The organism is Leptolinea tardivitalis (genome assembly GCF_001050275.1).
Classification (GTDB): domain Bacteria; phylum Chloroflexota; class Anaerolineae; order Anaerolineales; family Anaerolineaceae; genus Leptolinea; species Leptolinea tardivitalis.
The window spans coordinates 302,266-319,241 of sequence record NZ_BBYA01000008.1 but is presented as its reverse complement, the minus strand read 5'-3'; the positions used below and the strand labels follow the sequence as shown (position 1 = coordinate 319,241).

The following is a 16,976-nucleotide window of genomic DNA, read 5'->3' as shown; positions in this document are numbered from 1 at the left end:
TTCATCCAAAAAGTAATAATCCGACCTTATAGATCAAAACGCCTGCCCCGATGGAAAGAGAAAGCATCATAACCGCACTGACAATGGTCCACATCAGAGATTTCGTCTCCTCATGGATGGCGGCTATGGTACCGAGGCAGGGGATAAAAAGCATTTGAAAAGCCAGAAGAGCCAGGGCTGATGAAGCAGTCAGGAGTGTAGGTAGAACCTTTACGACATCCCCATACAAGATACCCAGTGTGGCTATCGTATTCTCTTTGGCAACAACACTGGTCAGAATGGCCAGCAGTACAGGCCAGGGTAACCCCATCCACAGTCCAATAGGTTCAAGGAAGCGGCCGGCATAGGAAAGATAACTCGTCATAACCTCGCCTGTAGGGAAATATGACAATCCCCAGATAACCAGGGAACCGCCCAGAATGACGGTTCCTGCTTTTTGCAGGAAACTGAGTAGATTCTGCCATACATAAATTCCAATGGTTTTCATGTTGGGAACATGATACAAAGGAAGTTCCATAATAAACGCCACATGCTCATTCTTCAATATCAAACTGTGCAATGCCAATCCCAGTAACATCAAGATCACCAGATTACCAGCCACCAACCCCCAGGCAACCAGTGCGGAGTGCACCGGGAAAAAGATGGGCGTCAAAATCGTGATCACAGCCATGCGGGCTGTACAGGGGATCAACGGGATTAATAAAATGGTCAATAATCGGCTGCGGCGAGATTCAATAATCCGCGTTCCAAATACGGCTGGGACGTTACAACCAAATCCAAGAAGTAATGGAAGAAAACTCTTGCCATGAAGTCCAAGACGGTGCATCCAACGATCCGTCAAATATGCGATGCGTGCCATATAGCCCGTATCTTCCAATAATCCCAATGCGATATAGAAGATCGCCAGTATCGGAAGAAAAGTCAGAACCAGACCGACACCACCTAAAACACCATCCGTTATCAAATGAGACAACCAGTCGGGAGAATTAGCCATTTGCACTCGTAACCATTCTGTGAGGGCTTCCACACCTCTCCCCAGCCAACTTTGCAGGGGTGATCCGATTGCATACGTTACGAAAAATACACCACCCAGTACCAATGCCAGTATCAATGACCCAAATACAGGATGTGTTAATACCTGATCCAAACGTGAGGTCAGACTTCCGCGTGTAATCCGCGGTTCTACAACAGCCGCACGCACCATCCGGGCAATCCATTCATATCGTTCACCGGCAATATCCAACACGGCATCTTCGTGTTCGTATAACAATGCGGCCACTTTCTGCCAGTTGGCCGCAGGCAGGTTTTTCTCGATTAAACCCGCCAGTTCTTCATCTCCTTCCAGCAGTTTCAGGGCAACCCATTTTGTCGGGTATCCCTCTGGGGTGTAACCATTAATCTGCTCAACAATCTCGGCCAATATCCCCTTATGTTCATCGGATATGGAAGGCTTCTTCGGGTTGAATGGCATTTTTCCATCAAGATATTCCCGAATGACAGCCAATAATGCGTCTATACCCTGATTGTGTGCAGCAGACATTGGAGCCACCGGGATGCCAAGCGCACTCTCTAAGACTCCCGGTTCAACTTGAATTCCTTCCTGTCCGGCAACGTCCATCATATTTAACGCCAGAATAACAGGAACCGGCAGGAGAAGGACTTCTGCCAGTAAATAAAGGCTGCGTTCAAGGTTCGCCGCATCCACCACAACAATGGCCAGATCGGGGTGTTCTTTAAGGATAAAATCGCGGGCAATTCGCTCTTCTTCCGAATTGGCTGTGAGACTGTATGTGCCGGGAAGATCCACCAGGGTGATTGAGGTGTCACCCACCATGAATCCACCGGATTTCAAATCAATCGTTTTTCCAGCCCAATTACCCACATGTTGATTTAATCCCGTAAGAAGATTAAAAACTGTAGACTTTCCTACATTCGGCTGCCCGGCCAGGGCAATGACCATGTGTTTTTCAGGGGTATTGCCGTGAATCGTAGGCTCTTGAATAAAGGCTTGGTCCTGTTCTTCTACAACTGTCAACCTGATTTTCTTTGCCTCTAAAAATCCGAGAGCTACCTGGGCACCCCGCAGACTGACCAATATCGGGCCGTTTCCATTACGGCGCAAGACCGTCACCGGAGCACCAGGTGTAAACCCCATAGCCGCCAGACGCGAAATAAATCCCTTCCCGCCTTCGAGACGACGAACCTGGGCATGTTTTCCTACTCCCAAATCTGTCAATCGCACCAAATCATGATCCATCCGTCATATCCATTCCCCAGAAATAAGCGAGATCGTCTTCCGATAATTGCTTTTTCTGATCATTTATTTCAATTTCAATATTCCCGTTCTTTTTCTCAATGATCGTTAACGATGAACCAGGTAATATACCGGCCTCGCGAGCGATTTGAAGAGAATTTGAGTTCTCAGGAGATATACACGAGATTACATACGTCCGCCCCGCCTGACCGTTGGCTATTGAAATTCCCACTGGTGTGGATGTCAGTTCATCTATTGCACTGCCATGAGGGCAGAAAGATGGCTGACCGAGATGGTTAAATAACCGTTCAGTAATCCAATCTGGTGCCGCATGTTCCAGATCACCGGCTAACTGATGAGCTTCATCAATCGGGACAGCCAATTCGTTTGAGAGGAAACATTCCCATATACGGTGTCGGCGGATCAAAGCCTCGGCGGTGGTGGAACCAGTTAAAGTCAGCAATACCCCCTTATAGGGGATATATACAGCCAATCCCCGTTGAACCAGCTTTTGTACCATCTCATGGATGGAAATAGGTGAAAAACCAAAATGTTCTTGTAAATCTCCCAGCGGGAGAGGCTGACCGTCTTTCCGTTGCAAACGGTAAATAGCACCCAGATAATCTTCTATTGAAACCGATGGATTTATCATTTTTCCTCACAAATGATAAGGCATGCCTTATCATTTGTGAAGTATAACACAAACCAATACGAATTTATTTTACAAAAAAGATAAGTTGTTTTTCCGATCCTGACAATTTGAATCAGATTTTGGAACCAGGCATCCCCTTTAAGCTAGAATGAAATAACAGCATTTGATAGACAATTGTGTTGTAGTACTTCACGTCAATAGCGGATAAATGGAAACTCAACAGATTGACTCTTTTCAAACCGTAGCCATCAATCCCCGGAATAGGAACGGATTGTTCTTCTGGATATTACTCCTTGTTATTGGGGCAATTCTTATGTTGATCTATCCGGTCATGCGTCTCGGGTATGTGTATCAAATCAATTACAATGAAGGAAGCAATGTGTATCACGCTTCTGAAATTGCCGAAGGTCAACCACTGTATGCTGATTCGTCATCAGATCCTTTCACACCTCCAGCCTATCCGCCGCTGTCATATTTCCTGGTTGGATTATCAGGCAAAAATTTTGGCAGCTATCTTCTTGCTGGCAGAGTCATCTCTCTGGTCTCCCTGCTCGTAATTATTTTCGCATGCAGTCTGCTTCTCATCCACCAGGGAATAAATAGAGGACCTGCCATTTTTGGTGGTGTATCCGCCCTCCTTTTATATCTTGACTATGCGCAAGATTACATCGGAATGGATGACCCTCATTTCCTGGCACTTTTATTCGCTGTTACAGGTTTGATTATTTACTTGCGGAAATCCACTTCATGGCCGCCTCTGATGATTTCCGCTCTTCTCATGGTACTCAGTCTGTACACCGTGCAGAGTCTTTTTGCTTTGCCACTGGCTATTGGCCTGGATGTAATGATCCGTTCTCGAAAATACGGCATTATCTGGGTTCTGGCTTTGCTTTTATTCTGGTTTTTGTTGGATGCTTTTTCTGATTTTCATTTCGGAGTCCAATTTCGTCAGCAATTCCATTCATTATCCCATGTTGCTCCTGATCGGGTATTGAGTCAACTCTCCCGCCTGGATATCCCGTTTTTCATCCTTCTGTTGACCGCCGGTTGGACCAGTATGTTTTGTGTCTTCGATACGCAATTACGTGTCTTCGGGTTATATATGGCGATATCTCTGGTGGTTGCCGTGGCCTTTTCCGGGTCAACAATATCTTCTATTAGTTATTTCTTTGACCTCTTTCTGGCTCTAGCTTTTCTTTTAAGTGTCTGCCTTCTAAAGGTTCAATTTGCCTTCCCAAAATCCGTTGGAATTAGGAAGACGATGTTATGGTTGCTACCGGTCATAATAACTTTTTCCCTGCTCTATCACCTGCCGATACGCCTGCCTCGAAGTAATTCAACCGATTTGCTGGCATCCGTTCAAAAAGGTTTTCGTGATGATGCAGATTATCTTAAGAATCAACAAGGACGCATCTTTTGTGAAAACTTGCTTTTATGTTACACAGCTGGAAAGCCTCTGGAAATTGATCCATATCAGGCTTCTGAATTGGCTATATTGGGTGAAACAGACGAAAATCTAATTTTGATGATGATTGAAACACATCAATTTTCCGTCATCCAACTTAATCACGCTTTACCTAAAAGCACAGGCACTTTAGAATATTCACAGGAAAAAGACCGCACAGGTTCAATGACCCGCAACATGCGAATTGCCATTGCGAATAACTATAAAATAGACCGAAGATCTGGATCAGGTGTTTTCTATTCGCCTAAATAATAGAAGGCCTGATTCATCACAATCAGGCCTTCTACAAGAATCAAAAAATAAGACTCATTTTCTATAGGGGATGGCAGCAAAAGCGGCCGTCATTTCGCGGATGCCGGTTTCAACCGGCAGGCGTTCCATACTGGATGCCCCCACAAAGCCTTCCACTTTTACTTTGCTTAATATATATTCCACATCCTTTGGCAGCGAGATGGGACCGCCGTGGCATAAGACCATAATTTCTGGATTGACTTTCTTGACAGCGGCATTCATCTCAGCCACCAGATCTGCCGACTCATCGAGAGTCAAAGTTTTAACTGCACCTATGGAACCGCCAGAAGTCAGGCCGACATGAGCCAGCAGCATATCGCAGCCAGCTTTCGCCATGGCTACCGCTTCTTCAACTTTGAAAGCATAAGCCATCGTGAAAATATCCATGCGGTGTGCAAGGCCTATCATATCCACTTCTTTGTCATACCCCATCCCAGTGGCTTCGAGAGTCGCCCGGAAGTTTCCATCAATCATACCCATCGTGGGGAAATTATTTACACCTGAAAATCCGGCTTCAACCACTTTTTTGAGGAATACAGACATCACCCGGGTTGGATCAGTTCCATTTACAGAACAAACCACGGGTACTTCTTTAGTAATCGGAAGCACCTGGCGTTCACCCATTTCCATTGAGATGGCATTGGCATCACCATAAGCCATCCAGCCGGAAAGAGAACCCAACCCGTGCATTCGGTAACGGCCCGAATTAAAAACCATCAAAATATCGGCTCCGCCCTCTTCCTCAAATTTAGCAGAAATGCCAGTACCGGCTCCACCGGCTACAATGATCTTTCCAGAAGCCAGTTTGGCCTTTAACCGGTTAATTAGCTCAATTCGCGTATATTGTTTCATGGGGAAATCCTTTTAGTATTAATGAGTTTTCTCAATCATTTTCAGGAAGATTCCGGCTGCCCTTTGGGCAAATTCCGGGTCATCCAGATGATGATCGTCTTCCAGAAGTTCAATCTCGGGTTTAAGATTTATCTTCAAGGTTTCAAACAGGGCTTTATTGGCTTCCGGCAGATAGAAAATCTTACCTGGATGGTCAATGGATGACAAACCACCCCACGGGAAAAGAACCTTTACCGGTCCGTGGGAGGCATTCAATTTACGGGCTATAAATTCACCAATGGCCCGATTTTCATCCGGTTCTGTACGCATGGTGGTCATGGTCGGGTTATGGAAATTCAAAATACGATTTTTGAACTTCTCCGGTATTTGATCCCGTGGAGGAAGCACAACGGTATCGGCTGCTCCAGGAACAATCAACTGGGGAATTCCAACTTTTCCGGCAGCATCCAGCCGTTCCGGGCCGGCATCATGCAAACCGCCAATCAAATGCGCCCCAATTTCAGCCAGGGTCATATCGACCACACCCTTCACGTAACCCAGATCAATCATCCGTTCCATGGTTTTTCCGCCTACACCGGAGGCATGAAATACCCAGGGTTCAAAACCGGCATCCTCAACGATTTTCCGTGTGGCACTGACTCCCGGGGTTGTTGTGCCATACATGGTGAATGTAACCACCGGCTTTCCGGAGGGAATATAGGCTTCATGGTGATTCACCATTCCGGCAATCGCTCCGGCTGCATTCTTAAGGACCATTTGCAGCATCGGATTCAATCCACCGATATCCAGAATAGACGGCATCATCACGATATCCGATATGCCAATATGCCAGCGGGTGTTCCCCGAAGCCAGGGTGGAAACCAGTAGTTTAGGCAAACCGTACGGCAAACCGCGCATAGCGGCGGCACAGATTGTGGTTCCGCCAGATCCCCCCAGTCCGATCACACCATGAGCATTTCCGTCAGCCACCATCTTTGCCAGATATACGGCCGCCGAATTGCTCATCTTTTCAACGGCTTCACCGCGAGGAAGCGAACGAATCGACTCAATTTGGTCGTTTGTGGCTTTGACAACATCATCACCTGTAATATCGGCTCTGGTTTCAGATTTATTGTGTACCCCCACATCCATTAATAAGGCTTCACAGCCAGCCGCTTTTACTTGCTGTCTCAGATAATCCAATTCCGGGCCTTTTGTATCTACGGTTCCAATAACAATAACAGTTTTGTTCCCGATCATGATAGCCTCTAATTGACATATGACCTGGGTTGAAACAAGCCATAAGACCAGTTCCACCCAGGTCTATGAAGAATATTCTTTACCCGTATCAGCTATTTCTCCACACCATGGGCGAATGATCTCAGAATAAAATAACAAGATGTGGCGCCAGCATCCAGATGACCAATTGTCCGTTCACCCAGACGGCTCGCCCGTCCCATTTTGGCAATAAGGTCACGGGTTGATTCCATTCCATTCTTTGCCGCCATTTCAAAAGCCGCCAGAGCTTCTGTCAGAGATTTGTGTTCAGCGGCTGATTTTTGCAAGGATGCTACGGCAGGTGCGACCGTATCCAATAGAGTCTTATCACCGACCTGTGCTTTCCCGATAGTACGGATGCCGTTTTCTGCCGCCGTGAACATGCGTGCCAGATCATCCAGTGTGACTTCCGTCTTGCCGGTACATTCGGCTGCCAGTTTTAGGAACATGGTTCCATATAATGCACCCATGGCTCCGCCCACTGAGTTCATGACATACATTCCAACGGTTTTTAATATGGTTCCACAATCCTTATCCGCAACGGGTTCCACTTTCTTGCGGACCTCTCGAAAACACTTGGCCATATTAACACCATGATCGCCATCGCCAAGTTCGCCATCCAGATCAGAAAGATATTGTTGTTGTTCTTCAATGGTATCGCAGATGGTTTCGACGATATGGTACATCTGTTTGTTGCTGATTGATTCAGACATCATTTCACTCCTAGCATGTATAACAGGGCGTACTGGCCGGGGCGTCTAACAAAGATTTGATCTCTGGATCCAGTTTCGATAATGTGATGGAGAATCCAGCCATTTCCAACCCGGTAAAGAATTCTCCCACATAGGCATTCTCAATGTTTATTTTTTCCGTATCGAGAATACTCTTTACTTTTCGGAAAGCAGCGTACAGCTCAATCTGCGGCGTTGATCCCAATCCATTGATCACAACCGCGACATTGTCACCTTTTGTAAATGGGAGGTCCACAAGAATCTCATTCATCATCTTCTGGACAGTATCATCCAGAGACATCATTTTGATCCGTTCCGTTCCTGGTTCACCGTGGTGACCTACGCCGTATTCCATCTCATCATCAGCCAGCACGAATGTGGGGGAACCTTTGGCTGGAACCGTACAGGGTGAAAGAGCCACACCGATGGTGCGGGTATTGGCATTGACCCGTTCAACAACTTCTTTACATTCTGCCAGGCTGCCCCCAGCTGCCGCTTTGGCCCCAGCCACTTTCCAGCATAGGAAAGCACCCGAAACGCCACGACGCCGGTTTTCCTGTCCTTTAGGAGCAGAAGCCACATCGTCCGTCAGGATCACCTGCTCTACTTCGATTCCATCTGCCGCGCTGAGATCAGCAGACATCTGGAAGTTCATCACATCACCGGCATAATTCCCCAGCAGAATCAAAACACCCTTTCCACCGTTGGCAGCTTTGACAGCTTCGTAACAGGCCAGTGGAGGAGGTGAAGTAAAAATTTCTCCAACGGCTACGGCATCCAGCATGCCTTCTCCACAAAAGCCAATGAACGCCGGTTTATGGCCTGAGCCTCCACCGCTGACAATCCCAACTTTCCCCGCAACCGGGGCATCGGTGCGAGCTATGGAGCGCACATCTTCCAGCTTTCGGATCTTCTTTTTATGAACAGCCAGAAAACCATCCAACATTTCATCTACAAGATTGAAGGGATCATTGATGAATTTTTTCATTTGTCTCTTCCTTTAATAAAATTTGGGTTTGTCATTATTAAATTCGGAAAAGCCGCGGCTTAGGGAACCGCGGCTTTTCACCCATCCTACCATTAATCGTGTAACGGTAATTTTTCCGCCGTATTCATGAATTTGACAGTGCTGTCGAAATCTTTGATTCCGGCATCTGAACCCAATCCTGTGATGACCAGGGCGCCGCAGGCACTTCCGAGCATGCCGCATTTTTCCAGGTCCCAACCCAGGGAGAGCCCTTTGATAAAGCCGGCACAGTAGGAGTCACCGCAGCCGGTGGAATCTACCACATTGGCTTTAAGGATCGGTAATCGAATCTCTTCGATATGGCCATTCTTGTCATACCAGGCAATACTGGAACCGGCTCCACCCATCTTAAAGACGGTGTGTTTTGCGCCTTTATCCAGGAAGAATTTGATGACATCCTTCCGGTCTTTCAAGCCGCACATCATCTGAGCTTCTTCGAAACCAGGCATAAAATAATCGGTGTATGGCATGCATGGAACGATGATATCCAGAAGATCAGGACGGGCAATAGCCACCTGGTCAAATGTGGTGACAACATTATGCTCTTTGGCAAATTTCAAAATTTTAGCGGTGGGTTCGCCATCGATCTTGGGGAGCAGAGATGAACCACCCATATGCAAGAATTGGGCAGATGCAATCACATCCCAATTGATGTCATCCAATGTCAATTCGCCGTTGGCACCCACTACATGCAAGGCCGGACGCTCGCCGTTGGGGCGAATCGGGAGCATTGTGGACGATGTTTGTACTCCATGTTTCCGCACCAGGCAGGATGTATCAATACCATAGCGATTCATCGTTGTAATCATGAAATTGCCCAGTTCATCTTCTCCGATGGCTCCCATGGCAACAACATCCAGTCCCAATTTGGCCATATCTACACTGGTACCAGCAGCCGTTCCGGCTACTGTGATGCGGATCTCTTCCAACAAGGCCAGATTCTGGCCTGCAGGAATGCCGGTAACCGGACGACCTAAAATATCAATGATATGAATTCCCAAGCTGACTACTTTTGCCATTGTTATGCTCCTTTTACAGAGATTTTCAGTAGATTGATCAAGCCAATGATGTCTTTACATCCAACCGGTGACCGTCGGGTCCGAAAATTATGATGTCTTTTAGAGGAATCTCAAACCAGACTTCATCTTTAAGGGCATATCCAGTCTCCGGCTCAACTTTGGCTTTAAATGTTTGATCGCAAGATTTGATTGTTACCAGGTATTGTCCGCCGACAACTATGGATTTCCGCAGGATAGTACCCTGCACCATTCTGTCGTTCTTTTTTCCACTTACTTTCACCTGTTCTGGACGAATTCCCAGTTTAATATTGGAATCTTTTTCCAGACCTTCGATCATGAGCGGCCGGCTGAACAGGCCTGTTTGGATTTCAGTTCCATGCCCGTTCGTTTTTGCAGAGAGATCAAAGAAGTTCATACCCGGATTTCCCAGGAACCAGCCGCCAAATACATCGTTTGGCTGATTATAAAGAGAACGGGGAGCATCCCGTTGAACCACTACACCATCTTTCATCAATGCGATTTGGTCTGCCAGAGTCATGGCTTCCGTCTGATCGTGGGTTACATATACGATGGTTTGTTTGAGCATGCGGGTCAAATCTTTCAGAGCCTGTTTCAACTGATCTTTGGATGCCACGTCCACGTTGGTGATCGGTTCATCGAACAAGATGATCTGTGGTTGGCGGGCGACAGTACGTGCTACAGCCACTTTCTGGCGTGTTCCATTATCCAGTTTGGTAATATCTTTATTGATACTGCTCTGCAACCCCAGTGTTTCCACTACATCCATGACGCGTTTTCGGCGTTCCTGATCAGATAATTTCTCTTGAAGCAGGGGTAATTCGATGTTTTCATATACGGTGATCCCCCGGTAAACTACCGGATACTGGAATACCATACCAATATTCCGTTTGCTGGGGGCCAGATCTGTCACTTTTTGATCACCAAAATAGATTTCACCAGAAGTAACATCTTCAAGGCCGGCAATCATTCTTAAAAGCGTGGTTTTTCCACAACCGGAAGGACCCAGAAGACAGGTAACGGACCCAGAAGGAAACGTAATTGTGACATCATTTACAGCAACAGTCTGACCGTATTCTTTACGCAGTTTCTCAATTCGAATATCAGACATGGTTAATTTGCTCCTTGGCCGATGCGCCGGGAGGTTTTTGCATCGAACACCATGAGATTTTGATTGGCAACACCAATCTCAACAGCACCTTCCTGCTGCGAGAAGCTGTCATGCCTTTCCACACCCAGCAGATAAACACCGTCGGCATCCATATGAATGACCATCTCGCCGCCCAGATCTTCGGCTAACGTGATGTTTGCATTAATAAAGATAGATTTGCCCGAAGGTTTTTCATTCAGTTTCAGATACTGAGGTCTGACTGCCACAACAACCTGGTCGTTGTCCGATTTCTCACTCTGATTGAGATCCACCGGGAATGAGAACAATTTGGTCTTGCAAATGATTGATTTACTGTCTTTTTCTAATGTTCCATCAAAGGTGTTTATTTTGGGGAATCCAAGCAACAAAGCAGTTCTCAAATGCTGAGGCTGGTGGTAAACAGTTTCAATATTACCGGCTTCAATAACCTTACCATCATCCAACACGTGGATCTTCTCGGCGAGCATTAAAGCTTCAAGAGGATCAGACGTGGTATAGATGAAAGTTGCTTTCAATGTTTCCTGCATGGAACGCAAATCGTCGAATAATTGTTCACGCAGTTTAAAATCCAGACCTGTCAGAGGGTCATCAAAGATAAAAATGTCGGTCTTTTTGGCGATGCCGCGGGCGATGGCCACACGCTGTTTCTCACCACCAGAAAGCTGGTTCGGGTATTTATCGAGTAGTCGGGTAATTCTCAATAACTCAGCTGTGCGGGCAACCACATCGTCAATTTCTGATTTCGGAGCGCCGATCAATTTCAGGGGATACCCGATATTGTCGCGTACTTTGTAATGAGGATAGAGAGCAAATGACTGCGGGATATAACCGATATTGCGGTCTCCGGCTGAAAGACTTGTTGCATTTTCGCCTCGCAAGAAGACCTCTCCGCTGGTGGGTTTTTCGAGCCCGGTAAGCAGCCGAAGGATGACCGATTTACCGCATCCCGGAGCGCCAAAAATAACAGTAAAGGTTCCAGCTTCAACGGCAAAACTTGTTTCCTTTAATAAGGTCTGTTTACCGTATACCTTGGAGATGTTTTTAAATTCTACAGAATTCACAATATCACCTCTTCCCGAGATCGAGGAAATAAGGGACCAACAAGATGCCTGCCGTAAAAACAACTACAACGATCGACATGGCAATACCCATTACTTTCATCGAACCTTTGAAATCTGCTTTGGGGTCAATATTACTGGCGCCGATCTGCAAAAAGGTTGAGACGATCAACAATACCAGTCCTATCTGATAGATCGTTTTGCTGAATTGCTGCCCGATCAAAACAAGGCTGATCAACAAAACAACGATCAAGACAGTTTGAAAGCGAAAGGCAAACGGTTTCTTAACCGGTTGGTTCATATTTCACCTCTCACGGTTCCGAATGTCATACCGATTAACAGGTACTTCTGGAAGAAGTAAACAGCCAGAATAGGCGGGATCATGAAGACCACAGTCAGTGATGCCATGAACGTCCAGTCTACTCCACCCTGATTCAACATCCAGGTGACCAATGCAACCGGCACAGTAGTGGTTGTTTTTCCACCAATAATGTAGTTGAACATGTATTCATTCCAGACAAAGACCATGTTGAAAATGAATGCCGCCACAAGGCCCGGACGTACCTGTGGAAGTACAACATCAAACAGAACATGAAGACGGGATCCACCATTCACAAGACCGGTTTCATCAAAACGTTCAGATACTCCATCCACAAATCCTTTCAGAATCCAGACAGAGAAAGGAATACTGAACATGGCATAGAAAAGGGTCATACCAGGATACGTATCTTTCCATCCGAGTGCCACATACATAAGAAAAACAGGGATTACAGAGGCGGCAGCCGGTACCATACGAATGGAGAGCAGGAAAAACATAATCAGGCTGGTGCTCTTCAACTTGAAACGTGAAAATGCATACGCCGCCAGGAATGACACCACCAGGGCAATCAAAACGGCAATGGCAGAAATCAATAGACTGTTACGAATATACGTACCAACATTCGGGCGGGTGAACAGGTCTACAAAGTTTGCCAATGTGGGTGTAAAAAACCATTTCGGTGGAATGGACAGAATTTGGTCTTTGGTTTTGAACGCTGAGAGTATGATCCAGAAAACTGGAGCAAAGAAAATAAGCGCCACAATCCATAGAATGATGTGATACAGAGTAGTTTTGAATCCTTTATGCATCTCTGTCTACTCCTTCTCAGCATTGCTGAGGTTCAAGATGTATAGGTAAACGGACGTGAAAGCAATGGCAATAAAGAGCAGGATTACGGCGAGGGTAGAAGACCAACCCATCGTAAAGCCTTCAAATGCCTTTCGATACAACCCAATGGCTACAAGTTCCGTTGTGTTGCCGGGACCGCCGCGGGTCAACATGAAGATCAAATCCATCGTTTTGAAAGAATCGATCGTCCGCAGCAGGATACCAAGCATGAGAACGAACTTGCCATATGGCCAAATAATATGGACCAGACGCTTTGTCCAGGGAAGGCGGTCAATTTCAGCCGCTTCCAGTTCTGCTTTCGGAACGGAACCCAGGGCTGCCAGTGTGATCAAGATCATGAAGGGCGTCCACATCCATACATCCACAAGAGTAACGGCAGGGAATGCCCATTTCAGATCACCCAGGAAGTTGATTTTTGCAATACCGAAAAGTGACAGCAGATAATTAATTACACCAAAATCGGGTTCGTAAAGCAGTTTGAAGAAAGCACCGACTGAAGCCGGGGCAATCAGCATGGGGGTGAACAGTAAGGTCAAAGCCAGACGTCGGCCGGGCAGTTTGGCGCTGTTCCAGAAAAGGAAAGCCAATAAAATTCCAAGTACGGTTTCAATACCGGTTGTAGCCAAAACCCAGGTAAAAGTTCTTCCCAGGTTCCCCCAAACGGTATCGTTGTTCATGATATCTATCAGATTGCTAATGCCATTGAACTTCTCAGGAGCGCCGGTAGTGAAGGCGTAATTGTAGAAGCTCATCCCGATCATCCAGAGTGTAGGGATCAGGTTCCAGATTATGAAGAACAATAAAACAGGAATGATCAAGCAATAAGGGAACAGATTTGAATTATCAAAACCGTCCATTAGCTTTTTATGCCAGGGCTTTTTACCAGCGGTACGCTGCAGGGCGCTAACGTTTTCCACCACAATCCTCCTATTACAAGGTCTTTTGCACGGGTTTTTCCCGGAATATTCGAGGCCAGAAGAATCAATATGAATAACGATGAAAAGAACGGAGTATGAAAGAACAAAAAAGCATCGTTAATACTTTGGAAGTCACCGGCGTTTGTTTTGTTGCGCCTGGCAGATGTAGGGCCATCTGCCAGGCGGTGTTGCGAGAACTACCAATAAAAGGAGAAACTATTTGTCGAGTTTGATATTCTTGCAGGAAGCATCGGGTTCGATCTTGGTGCGGCCAGCTTCGAACTGGATTTTCTGCTGTTCGCAGGCAATCCAATCGAGGGTGTTCTTCGCATCGTTAACCTGACCAGAAGCATAGGCGGTGAAGCCTTCCTGCTGGGTGGAGAGCATGGTGGAGTAGGTCGGTTCGTGCCAGAAGTCACGAGTGTGTTCTGAGGTCATCATGTACTTGTAGGCTTTGAACCAGGGTTGAATATCTTCGAAACCAGCAGCATTGACGGTAGCTGCATCGGTGGGGTTGCCGCCGCGTTTGGCATATTCAAGCTGGGTTTCGGGTAAGTACCACCACTTCAAGAAGTCAAGTGCTACGCGCATGTGGGCGTCATCATTGTAGGCATTGATAACCCACGGCTGTCCACCAACGGAGTAAACGCGTTTCAGAGAGCCATCAGCCTGTTTGAAAGCAGGTGGGGGAACAACCAGAACTTTACCCTTAAGAGCATCGGGGATCATGGCAGAGCCTTCAGCAGCCCACTGGAAAGCTGTGGCAACTTTACCCTGTGTAAAGGCATCAACGATAGCGGCAATGTCATACTGCAGGGCGCCTTCCGGTTGGTATTTCAGCATTTCACGGTTGGCTTCCATGGCTTTGGCATTGATATCGCTGTTCAGAATACCGAAGATCTTGCCATCTTTGGGATCCCAGATATCACCACCGGTGGAGAACATGAACGGATACAAGAACATGGTCATGAAGTCATAGACCTTGCTGTATTGATAAGCGGTTCCATACAGGCCCTGATCCTTGCGAGTGAAGAATTCAGAGATGTTCTTGAAGGTATCCATGTCAACCTTTTCCCAGTCTTCAAAGGTCTGGGGCAGATCGGCATTGTATTTGGCTTTGTAATCGGCAATATTCTTTGGATCGCTGAACATATCTTGCCGAACGTACAGAACGACAACATCACCTTCTTCTGGGAGACCCCATTTGATGCCAGAGCCATCAGGATATACCTGGTAGGCATCGGCTACAACCGGGCTGACCCATTTGACATCGAATTCAGGATTAGTTTTGATCAGGTCGCTGATGTTAACGATGGCTTTTTCTTCCGCGAATGCGCCCAGCCACTGTGAGTCAGAGATGATGATGTTGTATTCCTGTGACTTAGTGAGCAGGGAGGCGTTGGCCTTCTGGAACAGATCTGAGAAGGGGGCTTCCTGGAAGGTAAAGGTTACATCGTAACCGTAGTTTTTCTTCGCATATTCGGCGAAGAGAGGAGACATGTCCACGCCCAGGCGGGAGGGAACCCATCCACCGATACCGAGGATGGACATCTCAATTTTCTGTCCCTTCAACGGATGATCGGCGGCGGCAGGCGCTGCTTCAGCAGCTGCAGCTTCGGTCGGTTTTGCCGCTTCAGCAGGAGCAGCAGCTTCAGGAGCTTTGGTCGGTTCTACCGCTTTAGCAGGTTCAGCAGCGGCAGGTGCAGGGGTGGCTGGTGTTCCACAGGCTGTCAATAACATGGAAAACACCATAATCAAACCAGCAATTTTGAACAAATTTTGCTTGTTCATGGGACTCCTTCTTGTGTAATGGTTGTGGAATTACTAGGGCGATGAAAATTACAGTAAACAATTTTTTATCTCTTACTCTTCCTACCTCCTGAAAACCAGTATTTTTGCTTATCGAGGGTAATGCACTACCAGTAAAAGGACCTCGGAAAACACATAGAGCAGAAAACAATGTCTGGAGTGTACATTTGTTCACTCGGTGTGCTAAAGTTCATAATACAGGTAAAAAAATCGTTCTTCAAGTGATATTAATCACTTACTATCAGGTACTTTTTTGTGACACAGCCAGTTTGGGAAAAAAATCAGCCGAATCAGGCCACCAACACCTGAATTCCCAGGTCTTCAAACTTTGCTTTTTCAACCATAGGCACTCCCGAATCTGTAACAATAATTGACACTTTTTCAATTGGAGCAAAAGATGAAATTCCCATAGTTGAGAACTTGGACGAATCTACGATGGCTATCAGTTGCGAGGAAACTTCAATAACAGCCTGTTTTAATTCAACTTCCAACAAATTTGTATCTGTCAGGCCGTCGCGAATGCTCACACCTTTGGCGCCCAGAAACGCCTTACCTATCCGAATCTCAGATAACGTGTTTCGTCCCAGGCGTCCTACGGTTCCATATGTACGATCATTGATCATCCCTCCAACCATGATAACGGAATGGGAAGATTTCAATAATTCAAGAGAGGTGTTAATTCCGTTGGTAACCACCTTCAGGTCTTTTTTGTTCTTAAGAGCTCGTGCCAGGTACAAACCCGTTGTTGACGAATCAATCATGATCGAGTCGCCATCATGAACCAGTGTGGCAGCCAGGTCACCAATCCGTTGTTTTTGTTCCTGGTCAATTCGCGCCCTGGCCTGAAAGGCAATCGTTCCTGGCAGGTCATCTTTTGGAATTGTGGCTCCACCATGTTGCCGCTTAATGGCGCCGGCTTCTTCAAGAGCCGTAAGATCTCCCCGAATTGTCACCTTGGAAACATTGAAGTGATCACTCAAATCCTGGACAGATACATATCCGCGCTCAAGGACGTAACTTACGAGTGATGTTCGCCGTACTTCAGTGTTGTTTTCCAGACTGCGCATGAATTTTTTTCCAGTAATGTTTTCAGGGATATATATCGCTAATCTGTATCTCAGCTTACTTACGTAAGCATTTAACTTTCTTTCATAACACTATTTTTAGATTATAGGGATTTTGATCACTTTGTCAATTACGAATGTAATATTTTTTATATGCAAATAGAAACTCGTATTTTTTCTTTCTCTAATTTTGTTATTTTGCATGTAATCATTTCAAAAGCCTTTGGTTTCATTTTTTGTATAT

The 16,976-nt window shown here is 46.3% G+C and carries 15 protein-coding genes; 1 reads left to right on the top strand and 14 read right to left on the bottom strand.

Going from position 1 to position 16,976, the window contains the following annotated elements:
- Position 1 precedes the first annotated feature (1 nt).
- Positions 2–2,257: a ferrous iron transport protein B gene (gene feoB / locus LTAR_RS05500; protein WP_062421169.1), complete on the bottom strand. Its 2,256-nt coding sequence runs from the start codon at positions 2,255–2,257 to the stop codon at positions 2–4.
- On the bottom strand, positions 2,247–2,906 hold the full coding sequence (locus LTAR_RS05495; RefSeq protein WP_062421167.1) for a metal-dependent transcriptional regulator: 660 nt from the start codon (positions 2,904–2,906) through the stop codon (positions 2,247–2,249). The genes feoB and LTAR_RS05495 overlap by 11 nt, the downstream gene beginning before the upstream one ends.
- A 208-nt stretch (positions 2,907–3,114) precedes the next feature.
- Here LTAR_RS05495 and LTAR_RS05490 point away from each other — a divergent pair, with 208 nt between their 5' ends.
- A complete protein-coding gene (locus tag LTAR_RS05490; protein ID WP_062421166.1) occupies positions 3,115–4,623 on the top strand; it encodes a glycosyltransferase family protein in 1,509 nt (502 codons plus the stop codon).
- Between the two features lie 54 nt (positions 4,624–4,677).
- Here LTAR_RS05490 and LTAR_RS05485 read toward each other — a convergent pair whose 3' ends face one another.
- From LTAR_RS05485 to LTAR_RS05430, 12 genes are all read right to left on the bottom strand, one after another.
- Positions 4,678–5,514 (bottom strand): phosphoenolpyruvate hydrolase family protein, encoded by an 837-nt coding sequence (locus LTAR_RS05485; protein ID WP_062421164.1) that lies wholly within the window; start codon positions 5,512–5,514, stop codon positions 4,678–4,680.
- An 18-nt stretch (positions 5,515–5,532) separates the two neighbouring features.
- Positions 5,533–6,753 carry a Tm-1-like ATP-binding domain-containing protein gene (locus LTAR_RS05480; protein WP_062421163.1) on the bottom strand — a complete coding sequence of 407 codons (1,221 nt, stop codon included), beginning with the start codon at positions 6,751–6,753 and terminating at the stop codon, positions 5,533–5,535.
- A gap of 92 nt (positions 6,754–6,845) precedes the next feature.
- Complete coding sequence (dhaL, locus tag LTAR_RS05475; RefSeq protein ID WP_081419829.1) at positions 6,846–7,487, bottom strand: dihydroxyacetone kinase subunit DhaL; 642 nt, start codon at positions 7,485–7,487, stop codon at positions 6,846–6,848.
- 7 nt (positions 7,488–7,494) lie between these two features.
- Positions 7,495–8,490: a dihydroxyacetone kinase subunit DhaK gene (locus LTAR_RS05470; RefSeq protein WP_062421159.1), complete on the bottom strand. Its 996-nt coding sequence runs from the start codon at positions 8,488–8,490 to the stop codon at positions 7,495–7,497.
- Between the two features lie 92 nt (positions 8,491–8,582).
- Positions 8,583–9,548 carry a carbohydrate kinase family protein gene (locus LTAR_RS05465; RefSeq protein ID WP_062421158.1) on the bottom strand — a complete coding sequence of 322 codons (966 nt, stop codon included), beginning with the start codon at positions 9,546–9,548 and terminating at the stop codon, positions 8,583–8,585.
- 37 nt (positions 9,549–9,585) lie between these two features.
- Positions 9,586–10,677, bottom strand: coding sequence for an ABC transporter ATP-binding protein (locus LTAR_RS05460; RefSeq protein WP_062421156.1), 1,092 nt, complete (start codon positions 10,675–10,677; stop codon positions 9,586–9,588).
- A 2-nt stretch (positions 10,678–10,679) separates the two neighbouring features.
- Positions 10,680–11,777: an ABC transporter ATP-binding protein gene (locus LTAR_RS05455; RefSeq protein WP_062421154.1), complete on the bottom strand. Its 1,098-nt coding sequence runs from the start codon at positions 11,775–11,777 to the stop codon at positions 10,680–10,682.
- Positions 11,778–11,781: 4 nt separating this feature from the next.
- Positions 11,782–12,075: a hypothetical protein gene (locus LTAR_RS05450; RefSeq protein WP_062421153.1), complete on the bottom strand. Its 294-nt coding sequence runs from the start codon at positions 12,073–12,075 to the stop codon at positions 11,782–11,784.
- On the bottom strand, positions 12,072–12,902 hold the full coding sequence (locus LTAR_RS05445) for a carbohydrate ABC transporter permease (RefSeq protein WP_062421152.1): 831 nt from the start codon (positions 12,900–12,902) through the stop codon (positions 12,072–12,074). The genes LTAR_RS05450 and LTAR_RS05445 overlap by 4 nt, the downstream gene beginning before the upstream one ends.
- 6 nt (positions 12,903–12,908) lie before the next feature.
- The gene (locus LTAR_RS05440; protein ID WP_139044417.1) at positions 12,909–13,859 is read right to left on the bottom strand and encodes a carbohydrate ABC transporter permease; all 951 of its coding nucleotides are present in this window, start codon (positions 13,857–13,859) and stop codon (positions 12,909–12,911) included.
- Positions 13,860–14,075: 216 nt separating this feature from the next.
- Entirely contained in the window at positions 14,076–15,650 is a 1,575-nt protein-coding gene (locus tag LTAR_RS05435) for an extracellular solute-binding protein (RefSeq protein WP_062421150.1), read from the bottom strand.
- Between the two features lie 308 nt (positions 15,651–15,958).
- Positions 15,959–16,735 carry a DeoR/GlpR family DNA-binding transcription regulator gene (locus LTAR_RS05430; protein ID WP_062421149.1) on the bottom strand — a complete coding sequence of 259 codons (777 nt, stop codon included), beginning with the start codon at positions 16,733–16,735 and terminating at the stop codon, positions 15,959–15,961.
- Positions 16,736–16,976 lie beyond the last annotated feature (241 nt).